Here is a 22777-nt window from a genome sequence, read left to right on the forward strand (position 1 = left end):
CCTGTCCCCCATCGGTCGTACGTACAACGCGCGTACGCACGTACGACACCCGATGCCCTCGAAAGGTTGCGGTGGACAAGGAATCAGCCCGCCACCACTGGTTTCGCCTCACCCCCCGCCGCGTGGTCGAAGACCGATTCCCGGGGCCTGACCAGGGTGGCGACGGCGATCGACTGGAGATGGGTGGTGCGCACGGCGGGCTGGTTGGCCTCGCCGAAGATCCCACCCGTGGCGCCCGTGCCGCCGTTGTACGGGAGCACCGGCAGGCAGCCGATGTGCGAATCGTTGACCTTCAGCATGCCGCCGTTGACCACCTCCTCACAGAACCGCTCGACGATCCGCTCGTCCTGCGTCCACAGGGAATTGCGCAGGCCGTAGCGGTTGCCGTTGAGGAAGCCGATGGCCTCGTCGAGGCCCGCCGACACCTCGGGCACGACCACGCACAGCAGCGGGAAGAAGGTCTCCTCGCGGAAGGCGCGCAGCCGGGCGGCCGCGGCCAGCCCGTCCACCCGGACGACCGCCGGCCGGATGAACGGTCCCGCCTCCGTCGGCACGTCGTCCACGTCCACGAACTCCCCGCCGCACAGCAACCGCCCGCCGGCCGCCAGCACCTCGTCGAGGAACTCGGTGAACTCCGCCCGCTTGACCACGGGGCTCAGCACCGTGTGCGGATCCTCCGGCACACCGGGCCGGATCTCCCCCACCCGCTCCAGCAGCTCCTTCAGGAGCCGGTCCGCCGCCTCCGGGTGGACGATGGCGAACTTCGGGGTCATGCAGATCTGCCCGGAGCCGTAGTACCGCTCGCACAGGGCCCGCGCGGCGAGACCGGTCTCGGCGTCGTGCCACACCAGCACCCCGTCGTTGCCCGACAGTTCGAGTACGGGCTTCTTCCCCGCGGCCACGCACTCCCGCTCCAGCCTGAGGCCCTGCTCGGAGCCGCCGAAGAAGACGAGGTCGTCGCAGTCGGGGCTGTCCAGCCACTGGCGCAGCACGGCGCGGGCGTGCGTCGAGACCACGTTCAGGGTGCCGGGCGGGGCGCCGAGCCGCTCCAGGAGCGGGGCCACGATCTCCCGGTAGACGAAGCTGACGCCCAGCGGGGCGGTCGGCGGCGCGTTGACGACCAGGCTGTTGCCCGCGGCCAGCGCCGTCACCCCGTAGAAGGAGTTCGAGGTCGGGGCGTTGCGCGGCGGGCTCAGGCACACCACCCCGTCCGGCTTGCGCACCATCCGGATCCGCCGGCCCGCCGCGGTCCGTTCGGGCTCCCGCAGGCGCTCGGCGAAGTCGGCCACGGAGTCCGGATGGAGGCCGCAGGCCACCGAGTCCAGCTCCCAGGCCGCCAGCCGTACGGGGTGCCCCTCGGCGACCAGCAGGTCCGTCAGCTCCTCGCGCCGCTCGACGACGGCCCGGTGGACGCCGCGCAGCAGCTCCAGCCGGTCGGCGAGCGGCACCCTCGCCCACGCCGGCTGGGCGGCGCGGGCGGCGGCCAGGGCGCGCAGGCCCTGCTCCGGGGTGGACATGGCGACGCGGCCGGCCAGTAGACGGTCGTCGTAGGGCAGGTCCTCGCCGCGTTCCAGCCGGGCCTTGAGGCCGAGCACCGCGAACGGCTCGCGCAGGAGTTGACCCACCCGGGGCCAGTAGACCCAACGGGTGCCGGGCTCTTCGGCACCCCCGACCCATACCTCGTAAGAGTGCATCCACAACTTCCTAGCGGGATAACGGGAGTTCACGATCAAGAAGGAGATTACGCTAGGTGAGCACAGGACCGCGCACCGTAGCCGTGAGAGGCATCAGAAATGACGACCGACCTGCTCGACCGCAAGCTGGACCGCGCCTTCGCCCACATGGACGTCAACGGGGACCAGGTGATCGACGAGCACGACATCATCGGGCTCGGTTCCCGCCTGCTGTCGGCCCTCGGGGAGCCGGCCACCTCTCCCAAGGCGACCCAGGTGATGGGCGGGCTCGTCGACTTCTGGCAGGAGCTCTTCACCGAGCTGGACGTCGACCGGGACGGCAAGGTCACGCCGCAGGAGTACAAGCAGGGCATGACGCGCCTCTACCAGGGCGGCGGCGCGGCGTACGACAGGTCGTTCCGGCCGATGGTCCAGGCGATGCTCCTGGTCGTCGACACGGACGGCGACGGGCGCATCAGCACCGAGGAGTTCCACAAGGCCCAGCTGGCCTTCGACACGAAGCTGAACCGCGAGGACGCGGACGTGCTCTTCGCCCGGATCGACACGAACCACGACGGGTTCCTGTCGGTGGACGAACTCCTCGATGCCGTACGCGAGTACTACACCGGTGACGACGAGGACGCCCCGGGGAACCTGCTGTTCGGCGAACTCTGATCCGACAGGCCCCCAGGGGTGCCTAAGCCGCGGCGGCCGGCTCGTCCTCGCCCACGAAGGTCCGCCAGAGCTCCGCGTACCGGCCGCCGCGGGCCAGCAGTTCGGCGTGGGTGCCGTCCTCCGCCACCCGGCCGCGGTCCATGACCACGACCCGGTCGGCGCGCGCGGCGGTGGTCAGCCGGTGCGCCACGACGAGGGTGGTGCGCTTGCCCGCGAGCCGGTCGGTGGCCTGGTTGACCAGGGCCTCGGTCGCCAGGTCGAGGGCGGCCGTGGCCTCGTCGAGCAGCAGCACGTCCGGGTCCACCAGCTCGGCGCGGGCCAGCGCGATCAGCTGGCGCTGGCCGGCGGAGAGGTTGCGGCCGCGCTCGGCGACGGTGTGCAGGTAGCCGCCGTCAAGGGTGGCGATCATCTGGTGGGCACCGACCGCGCGCGCGGCGGCCTCCACCTCGGCGTCGCTCGCCTCGGGCCGCCCGTAGGCGATGGCGTCGCGCACGGTCCCCGGGAAGAGGTACGGCTCCTGGGGGACGACCCCGAGCCGGTGGCGGTACCCCGTCAGGTCCAGCTCGCGCAGGTCCGTGCCGTCGGCGGTGACCCGGCCGGACGTCGGATCGTAGAACCGGGCCACCATCTTGACCAGCGTGGACTTGCCGGCCCCGGTCTCGCCGACGAAGGCGACGGTCTGGCCGGCCGGTATGCGCAGGCTGATTCCGGCCAGCGCCTGCTCCTTCTCGCCGCGCTCCTCGGCGGTGCCGTACCCGAAGTGGACCTGCTCGAACGCGATCTCGCCGCGCAGCGCCGGGACGGGCCGGGGGTCGGCCGCCCGGGGGGTGCTGGTGGGCTCGCGCAGCAGGCCCTGGATCCGGCCGAGGGAGACGGTGGCCTGCTGGTAGCCGTCGAAGACCTGGGAGAGCTGCTGGACGGGGGCGAAGAACAGGTCGATGTAGAGGAGGTACGCGACCAGCGCGCCCGTGGTGAGCGTGCCGGCCTCCACCCGGCCCGCGCCGACGATCAGCACGGCGGCCGCGGCCCCGGAGGACAGCAGCTGGACGAAGGGGAAGTAGACCGATATCAGCCACTGGCCGCGGACCCGGGCCTCGCGGTACGAGTCGCTGCGCTCCTTGAACCGGGCGGCTCCGGCGCGCTGGCGGCGGAAGGCCTGGACGATGCGCAGCCCGGCCACGGACTCCTGGAGGTCGGCGTTGACCAGGCCGACCCGGTCGCGGGCGAGCTCGTACGCGGCCACGGACCTGCGGCGGAAGACGACCGTGCCGAGGATCAGGACGGGGAGGGTGGCGAAGACGATCAGGGCCAGCTCGACGTCGAGGACGAGCAGGGCGATCAGGATGCCGAAGAAGGTGAAGACGGAGACGACGGCGGTGACGAGCCCGGTCTGCAGGAATGAGGACAAAGCGTCAACGTCGGTGGTCATCCGGGTCATGATCTTGCCGGTCAGCTCGCGCTCGTAGTAGTCGAGGCCGAGGCGCTGGAGCTGGGCGAAGATCTTGACGCGCAGCGCGTACAGCACGCGCTCACCGGTGCGGCCGGTCATCCGGGTCTCGGCGAACTGCGCGGCCCACTGGGCGAGGACCACGGCGAGCGCGAGTCCGGCGGCCACCCAGACGGCGGCGAGGGCGGCCTGTTCCACGCCCTTGTCGATGCCGTGCCGGATCAGGATCGGCAGGAGCAGCCCGGAGCCCGCGTCGACGGCCACGAGGCCCAGGGATATGGCGAGCGGCGCCCAGAACCCGCGCAGCAGGCGGCGCAGGTTGTAGCTGTCCTCGGCGGAGGCGGCACGGGTCTCGTCCACGTCCGGGGTGTCCTCGGCGGGCGGCAGCGCGGCCACCTGCGCGAGCAGCTCGGGGGTGGCGGGCATGCCGGCCGGGGCGGTGGTCTTCTCGTCCGCCTCCTCCTGGCGCTGCCAGAGCTCGGGGGTGATCCCGCCGGCGACCCGGCGCTTTGCGTTGACGGGCTCGGAGTCGATCTCCGCTTCGAGCTCGATGTCCCGCTCGATGTCGCGGTCGAGCTCGCGCTCGAACTCGCCCATGGCCGGGGCCTCGGGGGTGCGCGGCGAGCCTGCGCCCAGCGCGTCCGGGTCGGTCAGCAGCCGCCGGTACAGGGCGGAGCGGCGCTCCAGCTCCTCGTGCGTACCGATGTCGGAGAGCCGTCCGTGGTCCAGTACGGCGATCCGGTCGGCGAGCGCGAGCGTGGAGCGGCGGTGGGCGATGAGGAGGGTGGTGCGGCCGGCCATGACGGCCCGCAGCGCCTCGTGGATCTCGTGTTCGACGCGGGCGTCGACGGCGGAGGTGGCGTCGTCGAGGAGCAGCAGGCGGGGGTCGGTGAGGATGGCGCGGGCGAGCGCGATGCGCTGGCGCTGGCCGCCGGAGAGGGTCAGGCCCTGCTCGCCGACCTTGGTGTCGTACCCGGCGGGGAGGGCCTGGATGAATCCCTCGGCCTGGGCGGCGCGGGCGGCGGCCTCGATCTGCGCGTCGGTCGCGCCGGGGTGCCCGTAGGCGATGTTGGAGCGGATGGTGTCGGAGAAGAGGAAGGAGTCCTCGGGCACCAGCCCGATCGCGGAGCGCAGCGACTCGTAGGTCAGCTCGCGGACGTCGTGCCCGCCGACGCGGACGGTGCCGTGGTCGGCGTCGTAGAAGCGGGGCAGGAGGAGGGAAACGGTGGACTTTCCACTACCCGACGACCCTACGAGGGCCACGGTCTCGCCCTCTTCGATGGCGAGCGAGAACCCGTCCAGGACCGGCCGCTCGGGGTCGTACCCGAAGCGCACGTCCTCGAACGAGACGGTGGCGGGCGCGTCGCCGGGAAGCTCCCCGGTCCCCTCGTCCATCACCGGCTCGGTATCGATGAGCTCGAAGACCCGCTCGGCGCCGGCGCGGGCCTGCTGGCCGACGGTGAGGACCATGGCGAGCATGCGGACGGGCCCGACGAGCTGGGCGAGGTAGGTGGAGAAGGCGACGAAGGTACCCAGCGTCACCTGTCCCCGGGTGGCCATCCAGCCGCCGAGGGCCAGCATCGCGACCTGCCCGAGGGCGGGTACGGCCTGGAGGGCCGGGGTGTAGAGGGAGTTCAGCCGGATGGAGCGCATGCGCCCGGCGAACAGCCCGCGGCCGGCGTCGCGGAGCTTGCCGGTCTCCTGCTCCTCCTGCCCGAAGCCCTTGACGACGCGGACGCCGGTGACGGCCCCGTCGACCACGGTGGCGACGGCGGCGGCCTGGCTCTGGGCGTACCAGGTGGCGGGGAAGAGCCTCTTGCGGCTGCGCTTGGCGATGAACCAGAGGGCGGGGGCCATGAGCAGCGCGACGAGGGTCAGCAGCGGCGAGAGCCACAGCATGATCCCGAGGGATATCCCGAAGAGGAGGAAGTTCCCGATGGTCATGGGCAGCATGAACAGCAGCCCTTGGATCAGCTGGAGGTCACTGGTCGCCCGCCCGACCACCTGGCCGGTGGACAGCTCGTCCTGCCTGCGCCCGTCGAGGCGGGCTATGGAGTCGTACATGTCGGTGCGCAGGTCGTGCTGCACGTCGAGGGCGAGGCGGCCGCCGTAGTACCTACGTATGTAGGTGAGCACGTAAACGAGAACCGCCGCGCCTATGAGCATCCCGGCCCAGGGGCCCATGGGCTTGGTCTTGTTCCCGATGACGTCGTCGAGGATCACCTTGGTGACCAGCGGCACGAGCGCCATGACGGCCATACCGCCGAGCGAGGACCCGAGCGCGAGCAGCACATTGACCTTGTAGCGCCAGGTGTAGGCGGCGAGCCGCCTCCCCCACCCCTGTTTGTCCCCAGCCGCCGTTCCCGCCGCCGTAGCCACGTACTGCCTCCCCGTTCGTCCTGTCCTGCCGGAAGCCCCAACGCTCCGACCGGCGGATTTCATCCCGCCGCAACAATCGAACGGGTTTACGCGGAGGCGGGCGAGGCGGCCGGGGCCATCCGGGCAGACGGTTCCGGGGGCACGCAGAACTCAGCGGCGGTAGGCGGCCTTGTCCAGCAGGATGTCGAAGTCGCCGCGCTCGCCCATCGCCAGGAGCTCGTCCAGCGCTCGCAGCCTCTGGAGGCGGCGCTCGGCCTCGGCCTGGACTTCGTCGTCGTCTTCCACATGCTCCTCCTACGGGGCGTCGAACTCGTACTCCAGGACGTACGCCGAGGCGTCGAGGACCATCTCGTTGACCTCGACGACCTGCCCGTCAGCGGCGAAGGCGGTACGGACAACCAGGACGACGGGGGTCCCGGCGGCCAGCCCCAGGCTCTGCGCCTCCTGATCGTTCGGCATCCGCGAGCGGATCTCCTCGCGGAAGCGGGCCGGCTTCTGCCCGAGCTCGGCGAGGCGGGCGTAGATGCCGCCGGGGCCGGTGTCCGGCTCGGTGATCGGCGTGCCCGCCACGAGGGCGGCGTCGAGGTACGAGGTCGCGTGCATGACGGGTTCACCGTCGAGCAGGAACCTGCGGCGGCGGACGCAGACGGGCGCACCAGCCGCCAGCCCCAGAACCGCGGCCACGGCGCCGGGCACGGGCTCTTCGGCGACCCCGAGGAAGTCGACCTCCGGGTCGTGGCCCTTGCCGTCCGCACCCCAGATGGACCCTCCGGCACCCCACACCTCGACGGCGAGCCGCTGGATCCCGCGGCGCCGGAAACCGACCCGGAACTCCCGCACGAAAACCCCGGCCCCCTTGCGAGGCTCGGCGAGCCCTTCCGCCACGAGGACCCCGAACGCCTGTCGGGCCGTCATCCGGGCGACGTCGTACGTGCGCATGAGGTCGCTCTCACCGGGCAGCCGGTCGCCCGGACCGTACTCACCGGAGGCGATGGCGTCCTTCAGTTCAGCGGCGATCCGCTGGTACTTGGGCTGCCGTCTCGCGGCGTTCTTCGGCATGCGGTCCTCCCCGGTCATCCCCCGACAGCCTAGGGGCCGGATCACGACGGCAAGCGCCTCTCGCACGTCAACACACGCCAGCATCGAACATATCTAGATATCTCCTGACCCGGATCCGCAGCGCCGCTTCACTTGAACTACGTATCTAGATAGGTGAGGTTGATGACCCTGCCCTCTGTCGATGAAGTCTTCTGGCTGCTCCCCCGCAGTCCCCGCGCTCCGGGCCGGGCCCGCGCGCTACTGCGTGAGCAGTTCGCCGTGTGGGCCGTAGCCCTGGGCCCGACCCACACGGCGGAGCTGCTGCTCTCCGAGCTGGTCACCAACGCCGTACGGCATGCCCGCGCCCCGCAGGGCCGGGACATCGGAGTCCGGCTCGCCCGGTACGACGGGTTGCTGCGCGTGGAGGTCGCCGATGCAGGGGAACTCGTAGAGCTGGCCCCGCAGTCCGCCACCGCCTGGGACGAGTCGGGCCGCGGGCTCGCCATCGTCGCCGCGCTCGCGGTGCGGTGGGGGCAGTGCCCCCGGCGGCATGGGATCGGGAAGGCCGTGTGGGCCGAGGTCAGAAGTGCGTCGGGGCGAACATTTTGAGGGTGGTCGGGAGGAGCAGGAGCGAGGGGCCCGGGGTGGCGAGGGACTTCTTCAGGTCCTCGCGGAGGGATTCCGGGGTGGTGGTGGCCGCCGGGATGTCGAAGGCGGCTGCCAGGGCCACGAAGTCGGGGCGGGTCAGGGTCGTGCCCGTCTCGCAGCCGTACTCGCGGAGGATGCCGTAGCCGCCGTCGTCCACGATCAGCCAGGTGACGTCCAGGTCGTGCTGGCGGGCGGTGGCCAGGTCCGCGATCGAGTACATCGCGCCGCCGTCGCCGGAGACGGCCAGGACCGGGGTGCCCGGGTCGGCGAGGCAGGCGCCGAGGGCCGCCGGGAAGGCGTAGCCGAGGCCGCCCGCGCCCTGGGCCGAGTGCATGGTGTTGGGGTGCTTCGGGTCGAAGGCCGACCAGGCCCAGTAGGACAGGATCGTCATGTCCCAGAAGGACGGGGAGCGCGGGGGGAGGGCCGACCTGATCGAGGTCAGCAGGTGCTGTTCCAGGGTCAGGTCCTGGGTGGCGAGGCGGGACGTGACGGCGGACAGGAGCGCGCGGACCCGGTCCGGGGCGCCGGGGTCCTCTCGCTCCGCGACCGTTTCCAGGAGCGCCTGGAGGGCCAGGCGGGCGTCCGCGTGGATGCCCAGGGCGGGGTGGTTCGACTCCAGCTTGCCCAGGTCGGCCTCGATCTGGACGACCCGGCCCTCCGGGAAGAACGTGTGGTAGTTCGAGCTGAGTTCCCCGAGGCCCGAGCCGACGACGAGCAGGACGTCCGCGTCCTCCAGGAAGTCCGTGGTGTGGCGGTCCTCCAGCCAGGACTGGAGGGAGAGCGGGTGCGTCCAGGGGAAGGCGCCCTTGCCGCCGAAGGTGGTGACCACCGGGGCGTTCAGGCGCTCGGCCAGTTGACGCAGCTTGCCCGCCGCGTCCGAACGGATGACTCCGCCGCCCGCGATGATCACCGGGCGCTCGGCGTTCTCCAGCCAGTGCGCCGCCAGCGCCGTCAGCTCCGGGCGCGGGGCCAGCTCGTGCGGGGTCGCGTCCATGCCCGTGACCTGGGGGATGACGGTCTCGGCGCGCAGGACGTCTTCCGGAATCTCCACCCAGACCGGGCCGTGCGGGGCCGTCAGGGCCGATTCCCAGGCCTCCGCGATCACCGAGGGGATCTGCGAGGGGGTCCGGGCCGTGTGGACGGACTTGACCACGTCCCGGAAGGAGGCTGCCTGGTCGCGCAGCTCGTGCAGGTGGCCGCGCCGGCCGCCGCCCAGGCCCGGGGTCGGAACCTGGGAGGAGATCGCCAGGACGGGGGCGGAGGCGGCGGCGGCTTCCGCGAGGGCGGGCAGGGCCATCAGTGCGCCCGGGCCCGTCGACAGGAGGAGCGGGACCGCCTCGCCGGTCATCCGGCCGTACGCGTCGGCCGCGAAGGCCGCGTTGTTCTCCGTACGGAGGCCGACGAGGCGGAGGTCGGAGCGGCCGACGGCGTCGAAGAGGGCCAGCGCGTGCTGGCCCGGCAGTCCGAAGACGGTGGTGGCGCCGAGCGAGCGCAGCGTCTCCACGACCAGGTCCCCGCCCGTGCGCCCCGGCGGCGGCGCGAGCGCGGCCGCCTTCTGGGCTTCGGTGGGACGGAGTACCAGGTCGTGGTCGTGCGTCACGTGCGTTTACTCGCCCTTCGTGCTGCTTACTTCGCCTTCGCCGCCGCGATCTGACGGCTCATGATCGTGGTCAGCTCGTACGCGGTGTGCGAGGCCGCGACCGAGGTGATCTCCGCGTGATCGTACGCCGGGGCGACCTCCACGACGTCGGCCGAGACCAGGTTGCAGGAGGACAGGCCCCGGATGATCTCCAGCAGCTCCCGCGAGGTCATGCCGCCGGCCTCGGGCGTGCCGGTGCCGGGCGCGTGCGCCGGGTCCAGCACGTCGATGTCGATCGAGATGTAGAGGGGACGGTCGCCGATGCGCTGGCGCAGCTGGTCCGCGACCTCGTCGGCGCCGCGCCGGTAGACGTCGGCGGAGGTGACGATGCCGAAGCCCATCTTGGCGTCATCGTCCAGGTCCTGCTTGCCGTACAGCGGGCCGCGGGTGCCGACGTGGGACAGCGCCTCGGTGTCGAGGATGCCCTCTTCCACGGCGCGCCGGAACGGGGTGCCGTGCGTGTACTCGGCGCCGAAGTACGTGTCCCAGGTGTCCAGGTGCGCGTCGAAGTGCAGCAGCGCGACCGGGCCGTGCTTCTTGGCCACCGAGCGCAGGAGCGGGAGGGCGATGGTGTGGTCGCCGCCGAGGGTCATCAGGCGGGAGCCGTTGCCGATCAGCTCGTCGGCCGCGGCCTCGATCGTCTCGACGGCCTCGTTGATGTTGAAGGGGTTCGCCGCGATGTCACCGGCGTCGGCGACCTGCGCGAGCGCGAACGGGGAGGCGTCCTGCGCCGGGTTGTACGGGCGCAGGAGGCGCGAGGCCTCGCGGATGGCGTTGCCGCCGAAGCGGGCGCCGGGGCGGTAGGAGACCCCGGAGTCGAAGGGCACGCCGACGACGGCCACGTCCGCCTTGCCGCCGACCTCGTCGAGGCGGGGCAGCCGGGCGAAGGTCGCGGGGCCCGCGTAGCGCGGGATGCGGGAGGAGTCGACGGGGCCGCGCGGCTGCGTGCTCATGAGGGGGTGCCCTTCTGGATGACTGAACGGTGCGGTCCTTCGAGCGTACGGCGCGGCCCGGCGCACCCGAAGTGTAGGTTTCATCCATAGGGCGGACTCGAACTGTACGGAGTATCCATGCCAGAGCTTCCGGAGGGAGCCGGAGCCCCTCCCACCACGCCGGTGCCGCTGGCGGCACTGGGCCTGCGGCTGCTGGCCGGGCCGGAGGCGGCCGAGGGCGCCGAGGGCACGCAGGTGCACGGTGTGCACGCCTCCGAGATGGCCGATCCCTCGCCCTACCTGTTGGGCGGGGAGCTGCTGCTCACGGCGGGAGCCTGGTCCGGGGACCCCGGTGAGTACGTGGCCCGGCTGGTCCGGGCGGGGGTGGCCGCGCTCGGCTTCGGCGTGACCCCGGTGCACGAGCGGGTGCCGGAGCCGCTGGTGGAGGCCTGCGCGGCGGCGGGGCTGCCGCTCGTGGAGGTGGAGCCGGGGACCCCGTTCGCGGCGGTCGCGCGCACCGTGTGGCGGCTGATGGCGGAGGCCCGGACCCGGGAGCTGCGCCGGGTCGCCGAGGCCCAGCGGTCGCTGGCCGCGGCGGCTTCCCGCCCGGACCCGGTCCCGGCCGTCCTGGGCCGGCTGGCGGCCGCGCTGGGCGGGCACACCGAGCTGGTCGACCCGTCCGGGCCGCCCGGCCCGTCCGGTCCGGACGGCCCGGGCGCGCAGACCTCCGAACGGGCGGTCCCGCCGCCGGTGCGCGAGGCCCTGGACGCCCTCGCCTCCCGGGTGGGCGGCGGCGGACCGGTGACCGCGACGGACACCGCGGCGGGCTGGCAGCTGGCCGCCTACGCCCTGGGCCGCAGGGCAGCCCGGGACGCGGCCGGGGTCACGCCGGGCCCGCCCGGCCCGCCCGGCCCGGTGCTCCTCCTCGCCACCCCGCAGCGCACCCCCGGCGACCACACCATCGCGGGCGCCGCGGCCGTCCTCCTCACCCTGCTGACCGCGCCCCGGCAGGCCGCCGTCGGAGCGGGCGCGCGGTCGGCGGCCCTACTGTCGCTCCTGCTGGGCGGTCCGGCCGCCGAGGCGGCCGCGCTGCTGGGCCCGGGCCCGTGGACCGTGGTCCACGCCCGGCCCCTGCCGGGGTCCGGCGCCGCGTCCGGGTCCGGGTCCGCCGACGCGGAGGCCGTGGCCGCCCTGGCCGCCGGTCTCGGCGCGACCCTCGCCGCCCCCGCCGGCGCCGGCGGCACCGTACGCCTGCTCCTCGACCGGGAGCCCGCGCCCCGGCCCGGGTGGCGGCTCGGCATCAGCGCCCCGGCCGCCGCCGGGGACCTCGCAGCGGCCGACGCGCAGGCCGCCGGAGCGCTGCGCCGCGCCGAAGCGGCCCGCGCCGCGCTGCTGCGGCACCGCGAGGGCGGCCTCGCGGCCCTCGTCCCGCCCGGCGCGGCCGAGGCCCACGCCCGCGCGCTCCTGGCGCCGCTCGGCCCGTCGCTGCGCGAGACGCTGCGGGTCTGGCTCACCCACCACGGCGGCTGGGACCGTACGGCGGCCTCCCTCGGCGTGCACCGCAACACCGTCCGCCAGCGCGTCGCGCGCTGCGCCGCGCTCCTGGAGCGGGACCTGGACGACCCGGAGGTCCGGATGGAGCTGTGGTTCGCACTGGGCACCGAGTCGCGGGCCGGTGGGGACCGGGACGCACATGAGTGAGGCGGCGCACGGCCGTGAACTCTGGACAGGACGGACAACCCGCCAGTAACTTAATCTGAGCAAGCGCTTAGAGCTCAGCCATCAATGGAGCAACCACGGCGGCGCGCAACCACCTCCGCGAGAGCGGCGGCGGTTGAGCCGCAAAAAGGAGGGCCGGCCCGTGCGCCGTACCGTTTTCAACGAGGACCACGAGGCGTTCCGCGAGACCATCCGCGCCTTCATCGAGGCCGAGGTCGTCCCCGTCTACGACGAGTGGTTCACGGCCGGGCAGGCGCCCCGCGAGTTCTACTACAAGCTCGGCGAGCTGGGCATCTTCGGCATCAACGTGCCCGAGGAGTTCGGCGGCGCGGGCCTGGACACCCACAAGTTCGAGGCCGTCCTCTACGAAGAGACCTCGCGCGCCGGCGTCCAGTTCGGCGGCTCCGGCGTCCACGTGCTGCTCGCCCTCCCCTACATCAAGATGCTGGCGGACGACGAGCAGAAGAAGCGCTACCTGCCGAAGTTCGTCAGCGGCGAGGAGATGTGGGCCCTCGCGATGACCGAGCCGGGCACCGGCTCCGACGTCGCGGGCATGAAGACCACCGCCAAGCTCTCCGAGGACGGCACGCACTACGTCCTCAACGGCTCCAAGACCTTCATCACCGGTGGCGTGCACGCCGATCGCGTGATCGTCTGCGCCCGCACCTCCTCCCCGCGCGAGGACGACCGCCGCTTCGGCATCTCCCTCTTCGCCGTGGACACCAAGTCCGAGGGCTACTCGATCGGCCGCAAGCTCGACAAGCTCGGCCTGCGCACGTCCGACACCGCCGAGCTGGCGTTCGTCGACGTCAAGGTCCCGGTCGAGGACCTGCTGGGCGAGGAGAACAAGGGCTTCTACTACCTCGGCGCCAACCTGCCCTCCGAGCGCTGGGGCATCGCCTTCGGCGCGTACGCGCAGGCCAAGGCCGCCGTCCGGTTCGCCCAGCAGTACGTCACGGACCGCACCGTCTTCGGCAAGCCGGTCGCGCACTTCCAGAACACCAAGTTCGAACTGGCCGCCTGCCAGGCCGAGGTGGACGCCGCCGAGGCCGTCGCCGACCGCGCGCTGGAAGCCCTGGACGCCGGCGAGCTGACCGCCGCCGAGGCCGCGTCCGCGAAGCTGTTCAACACCGAGGTCGCGCACCGCGTCATCGACAAGTGCCTCCAGCTGCACGGCGGGTACGGCTACATGAACGAGTACCCGATCGCCCGCCTGTACGCCGACAACCGCGTGAACCGCATCTACGGCGGCACCAGCGAGGTCATGAAGTCGATCATCGCCAAGTCGATGGGCCTGTAGGGCACTTAGCCTTACCCCCATGAACGAGGCACTGACGACGCTCCTCGATCTGCTCGACCTTGAGCAGATCGAGGAGAACATCTTCCGCGGTACCAGCCGTTCGGCGCTGGTACCGCGGGTCTTCGGCGGCCAGGTCGCCGCCCAGGCCCTGGTCGCGGCCGGGCGCACCGTGCCCGAGGACCGTACGGCGCACTCGCTGCACTCGTACTTCCTGCGCGCCGGGGACCCGGGCGCGCCCATCGTGTACTCCGTCGACCGGATCCGCGACGGGCGCTCCTTCACCACGCGCCGGGTCGTCGCCGTCCAGCACGGGCAGCCGATCTTCCACCTCTCCGCGTCGTTCCAGACGCACGAGGAGGGCCTCGACCACCAGGCCGCGATGCCCGAAGCGCCCGACCCCGAAACCCTGCCGACGGCCGCCGAATCACTCCCGCTCTACCGGGAGATCTTCCGCGACCCGGGCACGGTGGAACGGCTGATCGAGGCGCGCGGAGCGGTGGACCTGCGGTACGCGACGGTCCCGCCCTGGGGCAGCGTCGGCGAGCCCGTCGAGCCGCGCTCGCAGGTGTGGTTCCGTACCGCCGGCAAACTGGACAGCGCCGACCCCCTGCTGCACACCTGCCTGGCCACGTACGTCTCCGACATGACCCTGCTCGATTCCGTGTTGCTCGCGCACGGGCGGGGCGGGTGGGCGGTCGGCGACGTCGTCGGAGCGTCGCTCGACCACGCGATGTGGTTCCACCGGCCGTTCCGCGCGGACGAGTGGCTGCTGTACGACCAGGAGTCCCCCTCGGCCGCCGCCGGGCGCGGCCTCGGCCAGGCCCGGATCTGGACCCAGGACGGCCGGCTGGCCGTGACGGTCATCCAGGAGGGCGTGGTGCGCGTCCCGCGCGCGCGGTAGGGCCGCCCGACGTACCGTCACTTCATGTCCAGCAGCAGTGGAAGTGAAGAAGAGGAAAGCGTCGGCACGGTGGTCGTGGCCGTGGTCACCAACCTCGGCATCGCGGTCGCCAAGGCGGTCGGCGGGGTCGTCAGCGGGTCGAGCGCCATGCTGTCCGAGGCCGCGCACTCGGTCGCGGACACGGTGACCGAGGTGCTGCTCCTGGCCTCGCTGAAGCGCAGCGCGAAGCCGGCCGACGAGGCGCACCCGCTGGGGTACGGGCCCGAGCGGTACATCTGGGCGCTGCTCGCGTCGATCGCCACGTTCGTCGGCGGCGCGGTGTTCGCCGTCTACGACGGCATCCACACGCTGGTCCACGGGGAAGAGCCGGGGAACCCGACGCTGTCCTACGTCATCCTCGCCATCGCCTTCCTGCTGGAGGGCTACTCGCTGCTCGTGGCCTGGCGGCAGGTACGGCGCGAGGCGGCGCGGATGGGGGCACCGCTGGGGCTGTACGTGAAGCACACCCCGGACACGGCGGTGAAGGCCGTGCTCCTGGAGAACGTGGCCGCGCTGATCGGCCTGGCGCTGGCGGCGGGCGGCCTGCTGGGCGCGCAGCTGACCGGGTCGGGCGCGTACGACGGGGTGGCCTCGCTGCTGATCGGGCTGCTGCTGGTGTGGGTGGCGTGGGAGCTGGGCCGCTCGAACGCGCAGTACCTGATCGGGCGGCCGCTGCCCGCCGCGATGCGCGCGGACGTGCGCGAGGAGCTGCTGTCGGTGCCGCACATCGAGGCGGTGCTGGAGCTGACCACGCTGGTGCAGGGGCCGGCGGAGGTGCTGATCGCGGCAAAGATCGACTTCCACGACCTGGCTTCGGCGCGGCAGGTGGAGCAGTCGTGCGAGGAGGCGGAGGCACAGCTGCGGGAGCGGTTCCCGGCGGTCCGCCGGGTGTACCTGGACCCGACGCCCACCCCTGCCCCTCCCCCGTCCGCTACGCCTGCGCCTGCTCCGTCGGACGGGCCTTGAGCTTGGCCCAGATCCCCTCCAGCGCGGCGATGTCCGCGTCGTCGAGCCGGTCGTCGAACACCTCGGCCAGCGCCTCGCGGCGGGTGGCGTCGGCCTCGGCGAAGGCCCGGCGGCCCGCCGCCGTGAGGGCGATCCGGATCGAGCGGGCGTCCGTCGGCGACGGTATCCGCTCGACCAGCCCCCGGGCCTGGAGCGCGTCGGTGACCCGGGAGACCTGGCTGCGGCTGAGCAGGGTCCTGGCCCCCAGCTCGGAGGGGGCGACCGGCTCCGTCTGGCCGTTCAGCCACAGCATGACCTCGAACCAGGACAGCGGCAGGTCGTGGTGGCGCGTGAGGGCCTGGTCGACCCGTGCGGTGAGGGTGGTACCGGCCCAGACCAGTCCGTAGAAGGCGTGGTCGCGGGGGGTGAGACCGCCCATGGTGAGCTCGTTGTGCGCCATGCGGACCAGGGTACCGGTTGCGTGCACACGCACACAGAGATAATGTGTGTGTGCACGCACAAACCTAAGGAGACTTCCATGGACACCGCGAAGACCGCCGCCAAGACCGTCCTCATCACCGGCACCTCCTCCGGCATCGGCCTCGCGGCCGCGGTGGCCACCGCACAGGCCGGCTGGCACACCGTCGCCACCATGCGCGACACCGGCCGGGCCGACGCCCTCCTCAAGGCCGCGAGCGAGGCGGGGGTGAGCGACCTGGTGCAGGTCAAGCGGCTGGACGTGACGGACGCGGCCTCGGTCGCCTCCTGCGTGGCCGAGGTCGTCGCCGAGCACGGCCGGCTCGACGCCGTCGTGAACAACGCGGGCGCGGGCTCCGTCGGCACCATCGAGCAGCAGGGCATGGAGCAGGTCCGCTCCGCCATGGAGGTCAACTACTTCGGCGTCGTCGAGCTCACCCGCGCGGCCCTCCCCCACCTGCGGGCGAGCGGTGGCCGCGTCATCACGGTCACCAGCGTCGGCGGAGTGGTCGGCCAGCCCTTCAACGAGTCCTACTGCGCGGCCAAGTTCGCCGTCGAGGGGTTCATGGAGTCGCTAGCGCCGGTCGCCGCGACCGTCGGGGTCCAGATCAGCCTCATCGAACCGGGGGCCGTGACCAGCGAGTTCGTCGCCAGCCTGGGGCTCGACATCCCGGCCATGCTGACCGAGGCCGGTCCGTACGCCCCCGCGCTGAAGGCCTACGTCGAGCGCACCACGCAGTCCTACGCCGGCGCCCAGACCTCCGAGCAGGCCGCCGCCCCGATCGTCGCGACGCTGACCGCCGAGCGGGCCCCGTTCCGCGTCCAGACCTCGGACTGGGCCCGCGAGTTCGTCGCCCCCAAGCTCGCCGACCTCGACGGCTCGGCCGTCCAGAGCCTCACGGGCAGCTGGGTCCGCTGACCCGGCCGGGCCCTGCGGACGGCTACAGCAAGCCCGCCGCGTCCAGGAGGTAGGACACCATCGGGTCGTAGAAGCGCGGGTCGCGGACGTGGTCGTCCAGGGGGACCGCCACCTGGAGGGTGCCTTCGGCCTCGGCGAGGAAGAGCGCCGGGTCGTTGCAGTCCGCGTAGCCCACCGCGTCCAGGCCCCGCTGCGCGGCGCAGCCCGCCCAGCCGTGGTCGGCGACGACCAGGTCCGGCTGCGGGCGGTTCAGCGCGGCCAGGCCGTCGAGGATCGCCGCCATCGGCTCCGGGGAGTGGGTGTGCCACAGCGTCGCGCCCCGCTCCAGGACCGCGACGTCCGCGAACTGCCACACCGAGCCCTCGTCGGCCGTCAGGCCCTGCGGGATCACCACGATCTCGCAGCCCGCCGCGCGCAGGGCATCGGCCGTCGCCCGGTGAACGTCCAGCAGGCCCCCGGGGTGCCCGGTGGCCAGCAGCACGCTCTGCCGGTCCAGCGCGGCCTTGCGCAGCCGCGCGGCCAGCCGGTCCAGGCCCGAGACGGTGAGTTCGGGGTCGATGGTGTCCTGGCCGAAGCGGTGGCCCGCGTCGTCCACGACCCCGCAGCGCTCCGCCATGACAGCAAGCACGTCCTGCTCGTCCGTCCAGCGGTCGCCCAGCTCCAGACCCAGCCAGTAGTGGCGATCTCCGTTGGCGAGTTTCCGGTAGTGGCTGAGGTTGTTGTCCCGGGGGGTCGCCACGTCACCCGCGATCCGCGTCCGGACCAGGTGGTCGATGAGTTCGGCTCGGCTGGGAACAGGCGTCTCTATCGGCTTCGGCATGCGGCCCATTCTGCCGCCGCCCGCCCGGAGCCGTCCCTTCCGTCCCGGCCAGCGGACGCGCGCCCTCATCCCGACAGCGCCCCGAAGGCCCCGTTCGCGAGCCTCCGCAGCAGTGATTCCGTCGACTCCCGGCCGAGCGCGGCCAGGTGCGGGGTGGAGTTCAGCAGGCCGAAGACCGCGTGCACGCAGACCCGCACCTCCGCCTCGCCCACCTCGGGGTGCAGCTCCCGTACGACGTCGACCCACAGCTCGACGTACTGGCGCTGGAGCTGCCGCACGCGCTTGCGGTCGGCGTCGCGCAGCCGGTCGAGCTCCCGGTCGTGGAGGGTGATCAGCGCCCGGTCGTCGAGCGCGAAGTCGATGTGGCCGTTGATGAGGGAGGCCAGTACGCCGGACGGGTCCCCGCCGGCCTCCTCCACCCGTCGGCGGCCGCCGGTCAGCAGCCGCTCGCTGATGCCGACGAGCAGCTCGGCGAGCATCGCGTCCTTGCCCGCGAAATGCCGGTACAGGCCGGGGCCGCTGATGCCCACCGCGGCCCCTATCTCATCCACGCCGACTCCGTGGAATCCACGCTCGGCGAAGAGGCGGGCAGCCTCGCCGAGGATCTGCTCGCGCCGGGTCGGGGCGGCCGCTCTGGTGCTCATGGAAATCCATTCTAGACAGGGCCGTTAGCGGTCGTTAACCTAAGTCCCACATGCGTTAACGCTCATTAACAAGAGCGCACCGAGCAAGGGAGCTCGACCGATGCAGCAGGCACCAGTGCTGACGAGCGCCGCCGACCCGGCGTCCGATGCCTGGCGGGCCAACGAGGCCGCCCACCGCGAGCTCACCGAGGGCCTGCGCGCCCGGCTGGAGGCGGCCCGGCTCGGCGGCGGAGAGAAGGCCCGCGCCCGCCACACGGCCCGCGGGAAGCTGCTGCCGCGCGACCGCGTGGACGCCCTCCTCGACCCCGGATCCCCCTTCCTGGAGCTGGCCCCGCTGGCCGCCGAGGGCATGTACGGCGGCGCGGCCCCGGCCGCCGGGGTCATCGCCGGCATCGGACGGGTCAGCGGCCGCGAGTGCGTGATCGTCGCCAACGACGCCACGGTCAAGGGCGGCACGTACTACCCGATGACCGTCAAGAAGCACCTGCGCGCCCAGGAAGTGGCCCTGGAGAACCGTCTCCCCTGCCTCTACCTCGTCGACTCCGGCGGCGCCTTCCTCCCCATGCAGGACGAGGTCTTCCCCGACCGCGACCACTTCGGCCGCATCTTCTACAACCAGGCCCGCATGTCCGGCGCCGGCATCCCGCAGATCGCCGCCGTCCTCGGCTCCTGCACGGCCGGCGGGGCGTACGTACCGGCCATGAGCGACGAGGCCGTCATCGTGCGCGGCCAGGGCACGATCTTCCTCGGCGGCCCGCCGCTGGTGAAGGCCGCCACCGGCGAGGTGGTCACGGCCGAGGAGCTGGGCGGCGGAGAGGTGCACTCCCGGATCTCCGGGGTCACCGACCACCTCGCGGAGGACGACGCGCACGCGCTGCGGATCGTACGGAACATCGTGGCGACCCTGCCCGAGCGCGGGGCCCTGCCCTGGTCGGTGGAGGCCCCCGAAGAGCCCAAGGTGGACCCGTACGGGCTGTACGGCGCGGTCCCCGTCGACTCCCGCACCCCCTACGACGCCCGCGAGATCATCGCCCGGCTGGTGGACGGCTCCCGGTTCCAGGAGTTCAAGGCCGAGTTCGGGCAGACGCTGGTCACCGGCTTCGCCCGGATCCACGGCCACCCGGTCGGGATCGTCGCCAACAACGGCATCCTGTTCTCCGAATCCGCCCAGAAGGGCGCGCACTTCATCGAGCTGTGCGACCAGCGCGGCATCCCGCTGCTCTTCCTCCAGAACATCTCGGGCTTCATGGTCGGCCGTGACTACGAGGCGGGCGGCATCGCCAAGCACGGCGCCAAGATGGTCACGGCCGTGGCCTGCACCCGGGTCCCGAAGCTGACGGTGGTGGTCGGCGGCAGCTACGGCGCGGGCAACTACTCGATGTGCGGGCGCGCGTACTCGCCGCGCTTCCTGTGGATGTGGCCCAACGCCAAGATCTCGGTGATGGGCGGCGAACAGGCCGCGTCCGTGCTCGCCACGGTCAAGCGGGACCAGATCGAGGGCGCGGGCCAGGAGTGGTCGGCGGAGGACGAGGAGGCCTTCAAGGCCCCGGTCCGGGCGCAGTACGAGGCCCAGGGCAACGCCTACTACGCCACCGCGCGGCTGTGGGACGACGGGGTCATCGACCCGATGGAGACCCGGCAGGTGCTGGGGCTGGCCCTGACGGCATGCGCGAACGCCCCCTTGGGCGACTCGGGCTTCGGCATCTTCCGTATGTGACGTGTGACGTGAGGACCTCTTCGATGTTCAGCACTGTTCTGGTCGCCAACCGCGGCGAGATCGCGGTCCGGGTCATCCGCACGCTGCGGGAGCTCGGGATCCGCTCCGTGGCCGTCTTCAGCGACGCGGACGCCGACGCCCGGCACGTACGGGAGGCCGACACGGCCGTCCGGATCGGCCCGGCGGCCGCCGCCGAGAGCTACCTGTCGGTGGAGCGGCTGCTCGACGCCGCCCGGCGTACGGGCGCGGAGGCCGTCCACCCGGGGTACGGCTTCCTCGCGGAGAACGCGGCCTTCGCGGCGGCGTGCGCTCAGGCGGGTCTGGCCTTCATCGGCCCGCCGGCCTCGGCGATCTCCCTGATGGGGGACAAGATCCGGGCCAAGGAGACCGTGAAGGCGGCGGGCGTCCCGGTGGTCCCGGGATCGTCCGGGAGCGGGCTCTCGGACGCCGAACTGGTCTCCGCCGCCGAGAAGATCGGCATGCCGGTGCTGCTCAAGCCCTCGGCGGGCGGCGGCGGCAAGGGCATGCGGCTCGTACGGGACGCGGCGGCGCTGGGCGAGGAGATCGCCTCCGCCCGGCGCGAGGCGCGGTCCTCCTTCGGCGACGACACGCTGCTCGTGGAGCGGTGGGTGGACCGGCCCCGGCACATCGAGATCCAGGTCCTGGCGGACGCGCACGGGAACGTGGTGCACCTGGGCGAGCGGGAGTGCTCGCTCCAGCGGCGCCACCAGAAGGTGATCGAGGAGGCCCCCTCGGTCCTGCTCACCCCCGAGCTGCGGGAGTCGATGGGCGCGGCGGCGGTGGAGGCGGCGCGGTCGTGCGGGTACGTGGGCGCGGGCACGGTGGAGTTCATCGTGCCGGGCGGCGACCCCTCTTCGTACTACTTCATGGAGATGAACACCCGGCTCCAGGTGGAGCACCCGGTGACCGAGCTGATCACCGGCCTGGACCTGGTGGAACAGCAGCTGCGGGTCGCGGCGGGGGCCCCGCTCGGCTTCGGTCAGTCGGACGTGGTCCTGACCGGCCACGCGATCGAGGCCCGGATCTGCGCGGAGGACCCGGCGCGCGGGTTCCTGCCCTCCGGGGGCACGGTCCTGGCCCTGTCCGAGCCGTCCGGGGGGTCCGTCCGCACCGACTCCGGGCTGACGGCCGGGGTGGACACCGGGTCGACGTACGACCCGATGCTGTCGAAGGTCATCGCGTACGGTCCCGACCGGGCGGCTGCCCTACGGGTGCTGCGGGGTGCGCTGGCCGACACCGTGATCCTGGGTGTCCAGACCAACGCGGGGTTCCTGCGGAGGCTGTTGGCGCATCCGGATGTGGTGTCCGGCGACCTGGACACGGGCCTGGTCGAGCGGGACCTGGCCGGCCTCCTGCCGGAGGGAGTCCCGGCCGAGGTGTACGCGGCGGCTGCGCTGCTGGGGGGCTCTCTCCCCCACCCCGCCCCTTCCCGAAACCGGGCTCTGCCCGGACCCGCGCCTCAAACGCCGGCGGGGCTGGACAGTTGGGTCGACCCGTTCGACTCCGCCAACGGCTGGCGCCTCGGCGGCACCCCGGCCTGGACGGTCCACCACTTCCGCCTACCGGGTCAGGACCCGGTAGCGGTCCGCACCCGCCCGGCTGGGCCCGGCATCCTGGGGCAAAGCCCCAGCGCCTCCGGCCCGCACACGGAGCTCCTCCTGGACGCGGCCCTACCCGCACCTGACGGCGGCGCCGCCGCAAATCCAGCCTCGCCGGCGTTTGAGGCGCGGGGTCTGGGGCAGAGCCCCAGCGCACCGGCCCGGGGCCGGATCGTCCAGCTCACCCCCGAGCACGTCACGGTCGAACTCGACGGAGTCACGCACCGGTTCAGCCACGCCACCTCCCCGGAGGGGGTCTGGCTCGGCCGCGACGCCGACAGCTGGCACGTCCAGAACCACGACCCCGTGGCGGCAGCCCTGCGCGGCGGGACGAGGACCGGCGCGGACACCCTCTCGGCCCCCATGCCCGGCACCGTCACCATCGTCAAGGTCGCGGTCGGCGACAAGGTGGCCGCCGGTCAGAGCCTGCTCGTGGTCGAGGCGATGAAGATGGAGCACGTCATCTCCGCCCCGCACTCCGGCACCGTCACCGAGCTCGACGTCTCCCCCGGCACCACCGTCGCCATGGACCAGGTCCTGGCCGTGGTCACCCCGGACGAGGAAGAAGAGGAGGCGGCCAAGTGAACGAGCTGCCCATGACCGTCCCCGCCCCCGGGCTCCCGGCCCGCGTCCGGATCCACGAGGTCGGAGCCCGTGACGGGCTGCAGAACGAGAAGACGGCCGTCCCGACCGCCGTCAAGGCCGAGTTCATCCACCGGCTGGCCGCCGCCGGGCTGACCACCATCGAGGCCACCAGCTTCGTACACCCCAAGTGGGTCCCCCAGCTGGCGGACGCCGAGCAGCTGTTCCCGGGCCTCGGCGACCTGCCCGGGGTCCACCTCCCCGTCCTCGTCCCCAACGAGCGCGGCCTCGACCGCGCGCTCGCGCTCGGCGCCACCCGCATCGCCGTGTTCGGTTCGGCCACCGAGACCTTCGCCTCGCGCAACCTCAACCGCACCGTCGCCGAGTCCCTCGCCATGTTCGAGCCCGTCGTGGCCCGCGCCAAAGAGGGCAAGGCGCACGTCCGCGGCTATCTCTCCATGTGCTTCGGCGACCCCTGGGAGGGCCCGGTCCCGGTCCACCAGGTGGTGCGCGTGGCCAAGGCCCTGCTCGACCTCGGCTGTGACGAGCTGAGCCTCGGGGGGGGCCGCCGGGTGGGCCCCCCCCGGCCCCGCCCCCACCCCCCCCCCCCACCCAACCAGCGGGGGGGGGGGGGGGCGCCGGGCGGGGGGGGCGGGGCGCCCAC

At 72.7% G+C, this 22777-nt stretch carries 18 protein-coding genes and 1 pseudogene; 10 read left to right on the top strand and 9 right to left on the bottom strand.

Going from position 1 to position 22777, the window contains the following annotated elements; all coding sequences use genetic code 11:
- Nucleotides 1-83 precede the first annotated feature (83 nt).
- On the bottom strand, nucleotides 84-1694 hold the full coding sequence (locus ACFXDJ_RS26045) for an aldehyde dehydrogenase family protein (protein WP_384656340.1): 1611 nt from the start codon (nucleotides 1692-1694) through the stop codon (nucleotides 84-86).
- A gap of 99 nt (nucleotides 1695-1793) precedes the next feature.
- Here ACFXDJ_RS26045 and ACFXDJ_RS26050 point away from each other — a divergent pair, with 99 nt between their 5' ends.
- The gene (locus ACFXDJ_RS26050; RefSeq protein WP_384656343.1) at nucleotides 1794-2348 is read left to right on the top strand and encodes an EF-hand domain-containing protein; all 555 of its coding nucleotides are present in this window, start codon (nucleotides 1794-1796) and stop codon (nucleotides 2346-2348) included.
- A 22-nt stretch (nucleotides 2349-2370) separates the two neighbouring features.
- Here the strand turns inward: ACFXDJ_RS26050 and ACFXDJ_RS26055 are convergent, their stop codons facing one another.
- The 3 genes from ACFXDJ_RS26055 to ACFXDJ_RS26065 form a co-directional block, all read right to left on the bottom strand.
- Nucleotides 2371-6237 carry an ABC transporter ATP-binding protein gene (locus ACFXDJ_RS26055; RefSeq protein WP_384656346.1) on the bottom strand — a complete coding sequence of 1289 codons (3867 nt, stop codon included), beginning with the start codon at nucleotides 6235-6237 and terminating at the stop codon, nucleotides 2371-2373.
- A gap of 87 nt (nucleotides 6238-6324) precedes the next feature.
- The gene (locus ACFXDJ_RS26060; RefSeq protein ID WP_384656349.1) at nucleotides 6325-6459 is read right to left on the bottom strand and encodes a hypothetical protein; all 135 of its coding nucleotides are present in this window, start codon (nucleotides 6457-6459) and stop codon (nucleotides 6325-6327) included.
- 9 nt (nucleotides 6460-6468) lie between these two features.
- On the bottom strand, nucleotides 6469-7233 hold the full coding sequence (locus ACFXDJ_RS26065; protein WP_384656352.1) for a GntR family transcriptional regulator: 765 nt from the start codon (nucleotides 7231-7233) through the stop codon (nucleotides 6469-6471).
- A gap of 162 nt (nucleotides 7234-7395) precedes the next feature.
- Here ACFXDJ_RS26065 and ACFXDJ_RS26070 point away from each other — a divergent pair, with 162 nt between their 5' ends.
- Nucleotides 7396-7821 carry an ATP-binding protein gene (locus tag ACFXDJ_RS26070; protein WP_384656354.1) on the top strand — a complete coding sequence of 142 codons (426 nt, stop codon included), beginning with the start codon at nucleotides 7396-7398 and terminating at the stop codon, nucleotides 7819-7821.
- Here the strand turns inward: ACFXDJ_RS26070 and ACFXDJ_RS26075 are convergent.
- Nucleotides 7793-9460, bottom strand: a complete 1668-nt coding sequence (locus ACFXDJ_RS26075) for a thiamine pyrophosphate-binding protein (protein ID WP_384850414.1) — start codon at nucleotides 9458-9460, stop codon at nucleotides 7793-7795. The two genes, ACFXDJ_RS26070 and ACFXDJ_RS26075, sit on opposite strands and share 29 nt — an antisense overlap.
- 26 nt (nucleotides 9461-9486) lie before the next feature.
- Nucleotides 9487-10452, bottom strand: coding sequence for an agmatinase (gene speB / locus ACFXDJ_RS26080; protein WP_384850417.1), 966 nt, complete (start codon nucleotides 10450-10452; stop codon nucleotides 9487-9489).
- 117 nt (nucleotides 10453-10569) lie between these two features.
- Here speB and ACFXDJ_RS26085 point away from each other — a divergent pair, with 117 nt between their 5' ends.
- The 4 genes from ACFXDJ_RS26085 (at nucleotide 10570) to ACFXDJ_RS26100 (ending at nucleotide 15356) form a co-directional block, all read left to right on the top strand.
- Nucleotides 10570-12132 (top strand): PucR family transcriptional regulator, encoded by a 1563-nt coding sequence (locus tag ACFXDJ_RS26085; protein WP_384850420.1) that lies wholly within the window; start codon nucleotides 10570-10572, stop codon nucleotides 12130-12132.
- 160 nt (nucleotides 12133-12292) lie between these two features.
- Nucleotides 12293-13450, top strand: coding sequence for an acyl-CoA dehydrogenase family protein (locus ACFXDJ_RS26090; RefSeq protein ID WP_384661624.1), 1158 nt, complete (start codon nucleotides 12293-12295; stop codon nucleotides 13448-13450).
- A gap of 19 nt (nucleotides 13451-13469) precedes the next feature.
- Entirely contained in the window at nucleotides 13470-14351 is an 882-nt protein-coding gene (gene tesB, locus ACFXDJ_RS26095; protein WP_384661627.1) for an acyl-CoA thioesterase II, read from the top strand.
- 24 nt (nucleotides 14352-14375) lie between these two features.
- A complete protein-coding gene (locus tag ACFXDJ_RS26100) occupies nucleotides 14376-15356 on the top strand; it encodes a cation diffusion facilitator family transporter (protein WP_384661630.1) in 981 nt (326 codons plus the stop codon).
- On the opposite strand, the gene ACFXDJ_RS26105 is transcribed toward ACFXDJ_RS26100, so the two are convergent.
- Nucleotides 15322-15795 (bottom strand): MarR family winged helix-turn-helix transcriptional regulator, encoded by a 474-nt coding sequence (locus tag ACFXDJ_RS26105; protein ID WP_384661632.1) that lies wholly within the window; start codon nucleotides 15793-15795, stop codon nucleotides 15322-15324. The two genes, ACFXDJ_RS26100 and ACFXDJ_RS26105, sit on opposite strands and share 35 nt — an antisense overlap.
- A gap of 42 nt (nucleotides 15796-15837) precedes the next feature.
- On the opposite strand from ACFXDJ_RS26105, the gene ACFXDJ_RS26110 reads away from it, so the two are divergent.
- A complete protein-coding gene (locus tag ACFXDJ_RS26110; protein ID WP_384661646.1) occupies nucleotides 15838-16731 on the top strand; it encodes an SDR family oxidoreductase in 894 nt (297 codons plus the stop codon).
- 22 nt (nucleotides 16732-16753) lie between these two features.
- On the opposite strand, the gene ACFXDJ_RS26115 is transcribed toward ACFXDJ_RS26110, so the two are convergent.
- Complete coding sequence (locus ACFXDJ_RS26115; RefSeq protein ID WP_384661635.1) at nucleotides 16754-17560, bottom strand: phosphatase; 807 nt, start codon at nucleotides 17558-17560, stop codon at nucleotides 16754-16756.
- Between the two features lie 56 nt (nucleotides 17561-17616).
- Nucleotides 17617-18195 carry a TetR/AcrR family transcriptional regulator gene (locus ACFXDJ_RS26120; protein ID WP_384661638.1) on the bottom strand — a complete coding sequence of 193 codons (579 nt, stop codon included), beginning with the start codon at nucleotides 18193-18195 and terminating at the stop codon, nucleotides 17617-17619.
- A 100-nt stretch (nucleotides 18196-18295) separates the two neighbouring features.
- On the opposite strand from ACFXDJ_RS26120, the gene ACFXDJ_RS26125 reads away from it, so the two are divergent.
- From ACFXDJ_RS26125 to ACFXDJ_RS26135, 3 genes and pseudogenes are all read left to right on the top strand, one after another.
- On the top strand, nucleotides 18296-19912 hold the full coding sequence (locus ACFXDJ_RS26125; protein WP_384850423.1) for a carboxyl transferase domain-containing protein: 1617 nt from the start codon (nucleotides 18296-18298) through the stop codon (nucleotides 19910-19912).
- Nucleotides 19913-19935: 23 nt separating this feature from the next.
- Nucleotides 19936-22116 (top strand): biotin carboxylase N-terminal domain-containing protein, encoded by a 2181-nt coding sequence (locus tag ACFXDJ_RS26130; protein WP_384850426.1) that lies wholly within the window; start codon nucleotides 19936-19938, stop codon nucleotides 22114-22116.
- A gap of 11 nt (nucleotides 22117-22127) precedes the next feature.
- Nucleotides 22128-22692 (top strand): annotated as a pseudogene (locus ACFXDJ_RS26135) (hydroxymethylglutaryl-CoA lyase); the annotation flags it as partial.
- Nucleotides 22693-22777: the final 85 nt, after the last annotated feature.

The organism is Streptomyces sp. NPDC059443 (genome assembly GCF_042750105.1).
Classification (GTDB): Bacteria; Actinomycetota; Actinomycetes; order Streptomycetales; family Streptomycetaceae; genus Streptomyces.

Excerpts from the sequence above, each read along its gene's own strand:
- ACFXDJ_RS26110 (WP_384661646.1), top strand. The coding sequence starts at position 15,838 with ATGTGTGTGTGCACGCACAAACCTAAGGAGACTTCCATGGACACCGCG.
- ACFXDJ_RS26100 (WP_384661630.1), top strand. The coding sequence starts at position 14,376 with ATGTCCAGCAGCAGTGGAAGTGAAGAAGAGGAAAGCGTCGGCACGGTG.
- ACFXDJ_RS26070 (WP_384656354.1), top strand. The coding sequence starts at position 7,396 with ATGACCCTGCCCTCTGTCGATGAAGTCTTCTGGCTGCTCCCCCGCAGT.
- ACFXDJ_RS26125 (WP_384850423.1), top strand. The coding sequence starts at position 18,296 with ATGCAGCAGGCACCAGTGCTGACGAGCGCCGCCGACCCGGCGTCCGAT.
- ACFXDJ_RS26065 (WP_384656352.1), bottom strand. The coding sequence starts at position 7,233 with ATGCCGAAGAACGCCGCGAGACGGCAGCCCAAGTACCAGCGGATCGCC.
- ACFXDJ_RS26050 (WP_384656343.1), top strand. The coding sequence starts at position 1,794 with ATGACGACCGACCTGCTCGACCGCAAGCTGGACCGCGCCTTCGCCCAC.
- ACFXDJ_RS26045 (WP_384656340.1), bottom strand. The coding sequence starts at position 1,694 with ATGCACTCTTACGAGGTATGGGTCGGGGGTGCCGAAGAGCCCGGCACC.
- ACFXDJ_RS26105 (WP_384661632.1), bottom strand. The coding sequence starts at position 15,795 with ATGGCGCACAACGAGCTCACCATGGGCGGTCTCACCCCCCGCGACCAC.
- speB (WP_384850417.1), bottom strand. The coding sequence starts at position 10,452 with ATGAGCACGCAGCCGCGCGGCCCCGTCGACTCCTCCCGCATCCCGCGC.
- tesB (WP_384661627.1), top strand. The coding sequence starts at position 13,470 with ATGAACGAGGCACTGACGACGCTCCTCGATCTGCTCGACCTTGAGCAG.
- ACFXDJ_RS26120 (WP_384661638.1), bottom strand. The coding sequence starts at position 18,195 with ATGAGCACCAGAGCGGCCGCCCCGACCCGGCGCGAGCAGATCCTCGGC.
- ACFXDJ_RS26055 (WP_384656346.1), bottom strand. The coding sequence starts at position 6,237 with ATGAAATCCGCCGGTCGGAGCGTTGGGGCTTCCGGCAGGACAGGACGA.
- ACFXDJ_RS26130 (WP_384850426.1), top strand. The coding sequence starts at position 19,936 with ATGTTCAGCACTGTTCTGGTCGCCAACCGCGGCGAGATCGCGGTCCGG.
- ACFXDJ_RS26085 (WP_384850420.1), top strand. The coding sequence starts at position 10,570 with ATGCCAGAGCTTCCGGAGGGAGCCGGAGCCCCTCCCACCACGCCGGTG.
- ACFXDJ_RS26115 (WP_384661635.1), bottom strand. The coding sequence starts at position 17,560 with ATGGGCCGCATGCCGAAGCCGATAGAGACGCCTGTTCCCAGCCGAGCC.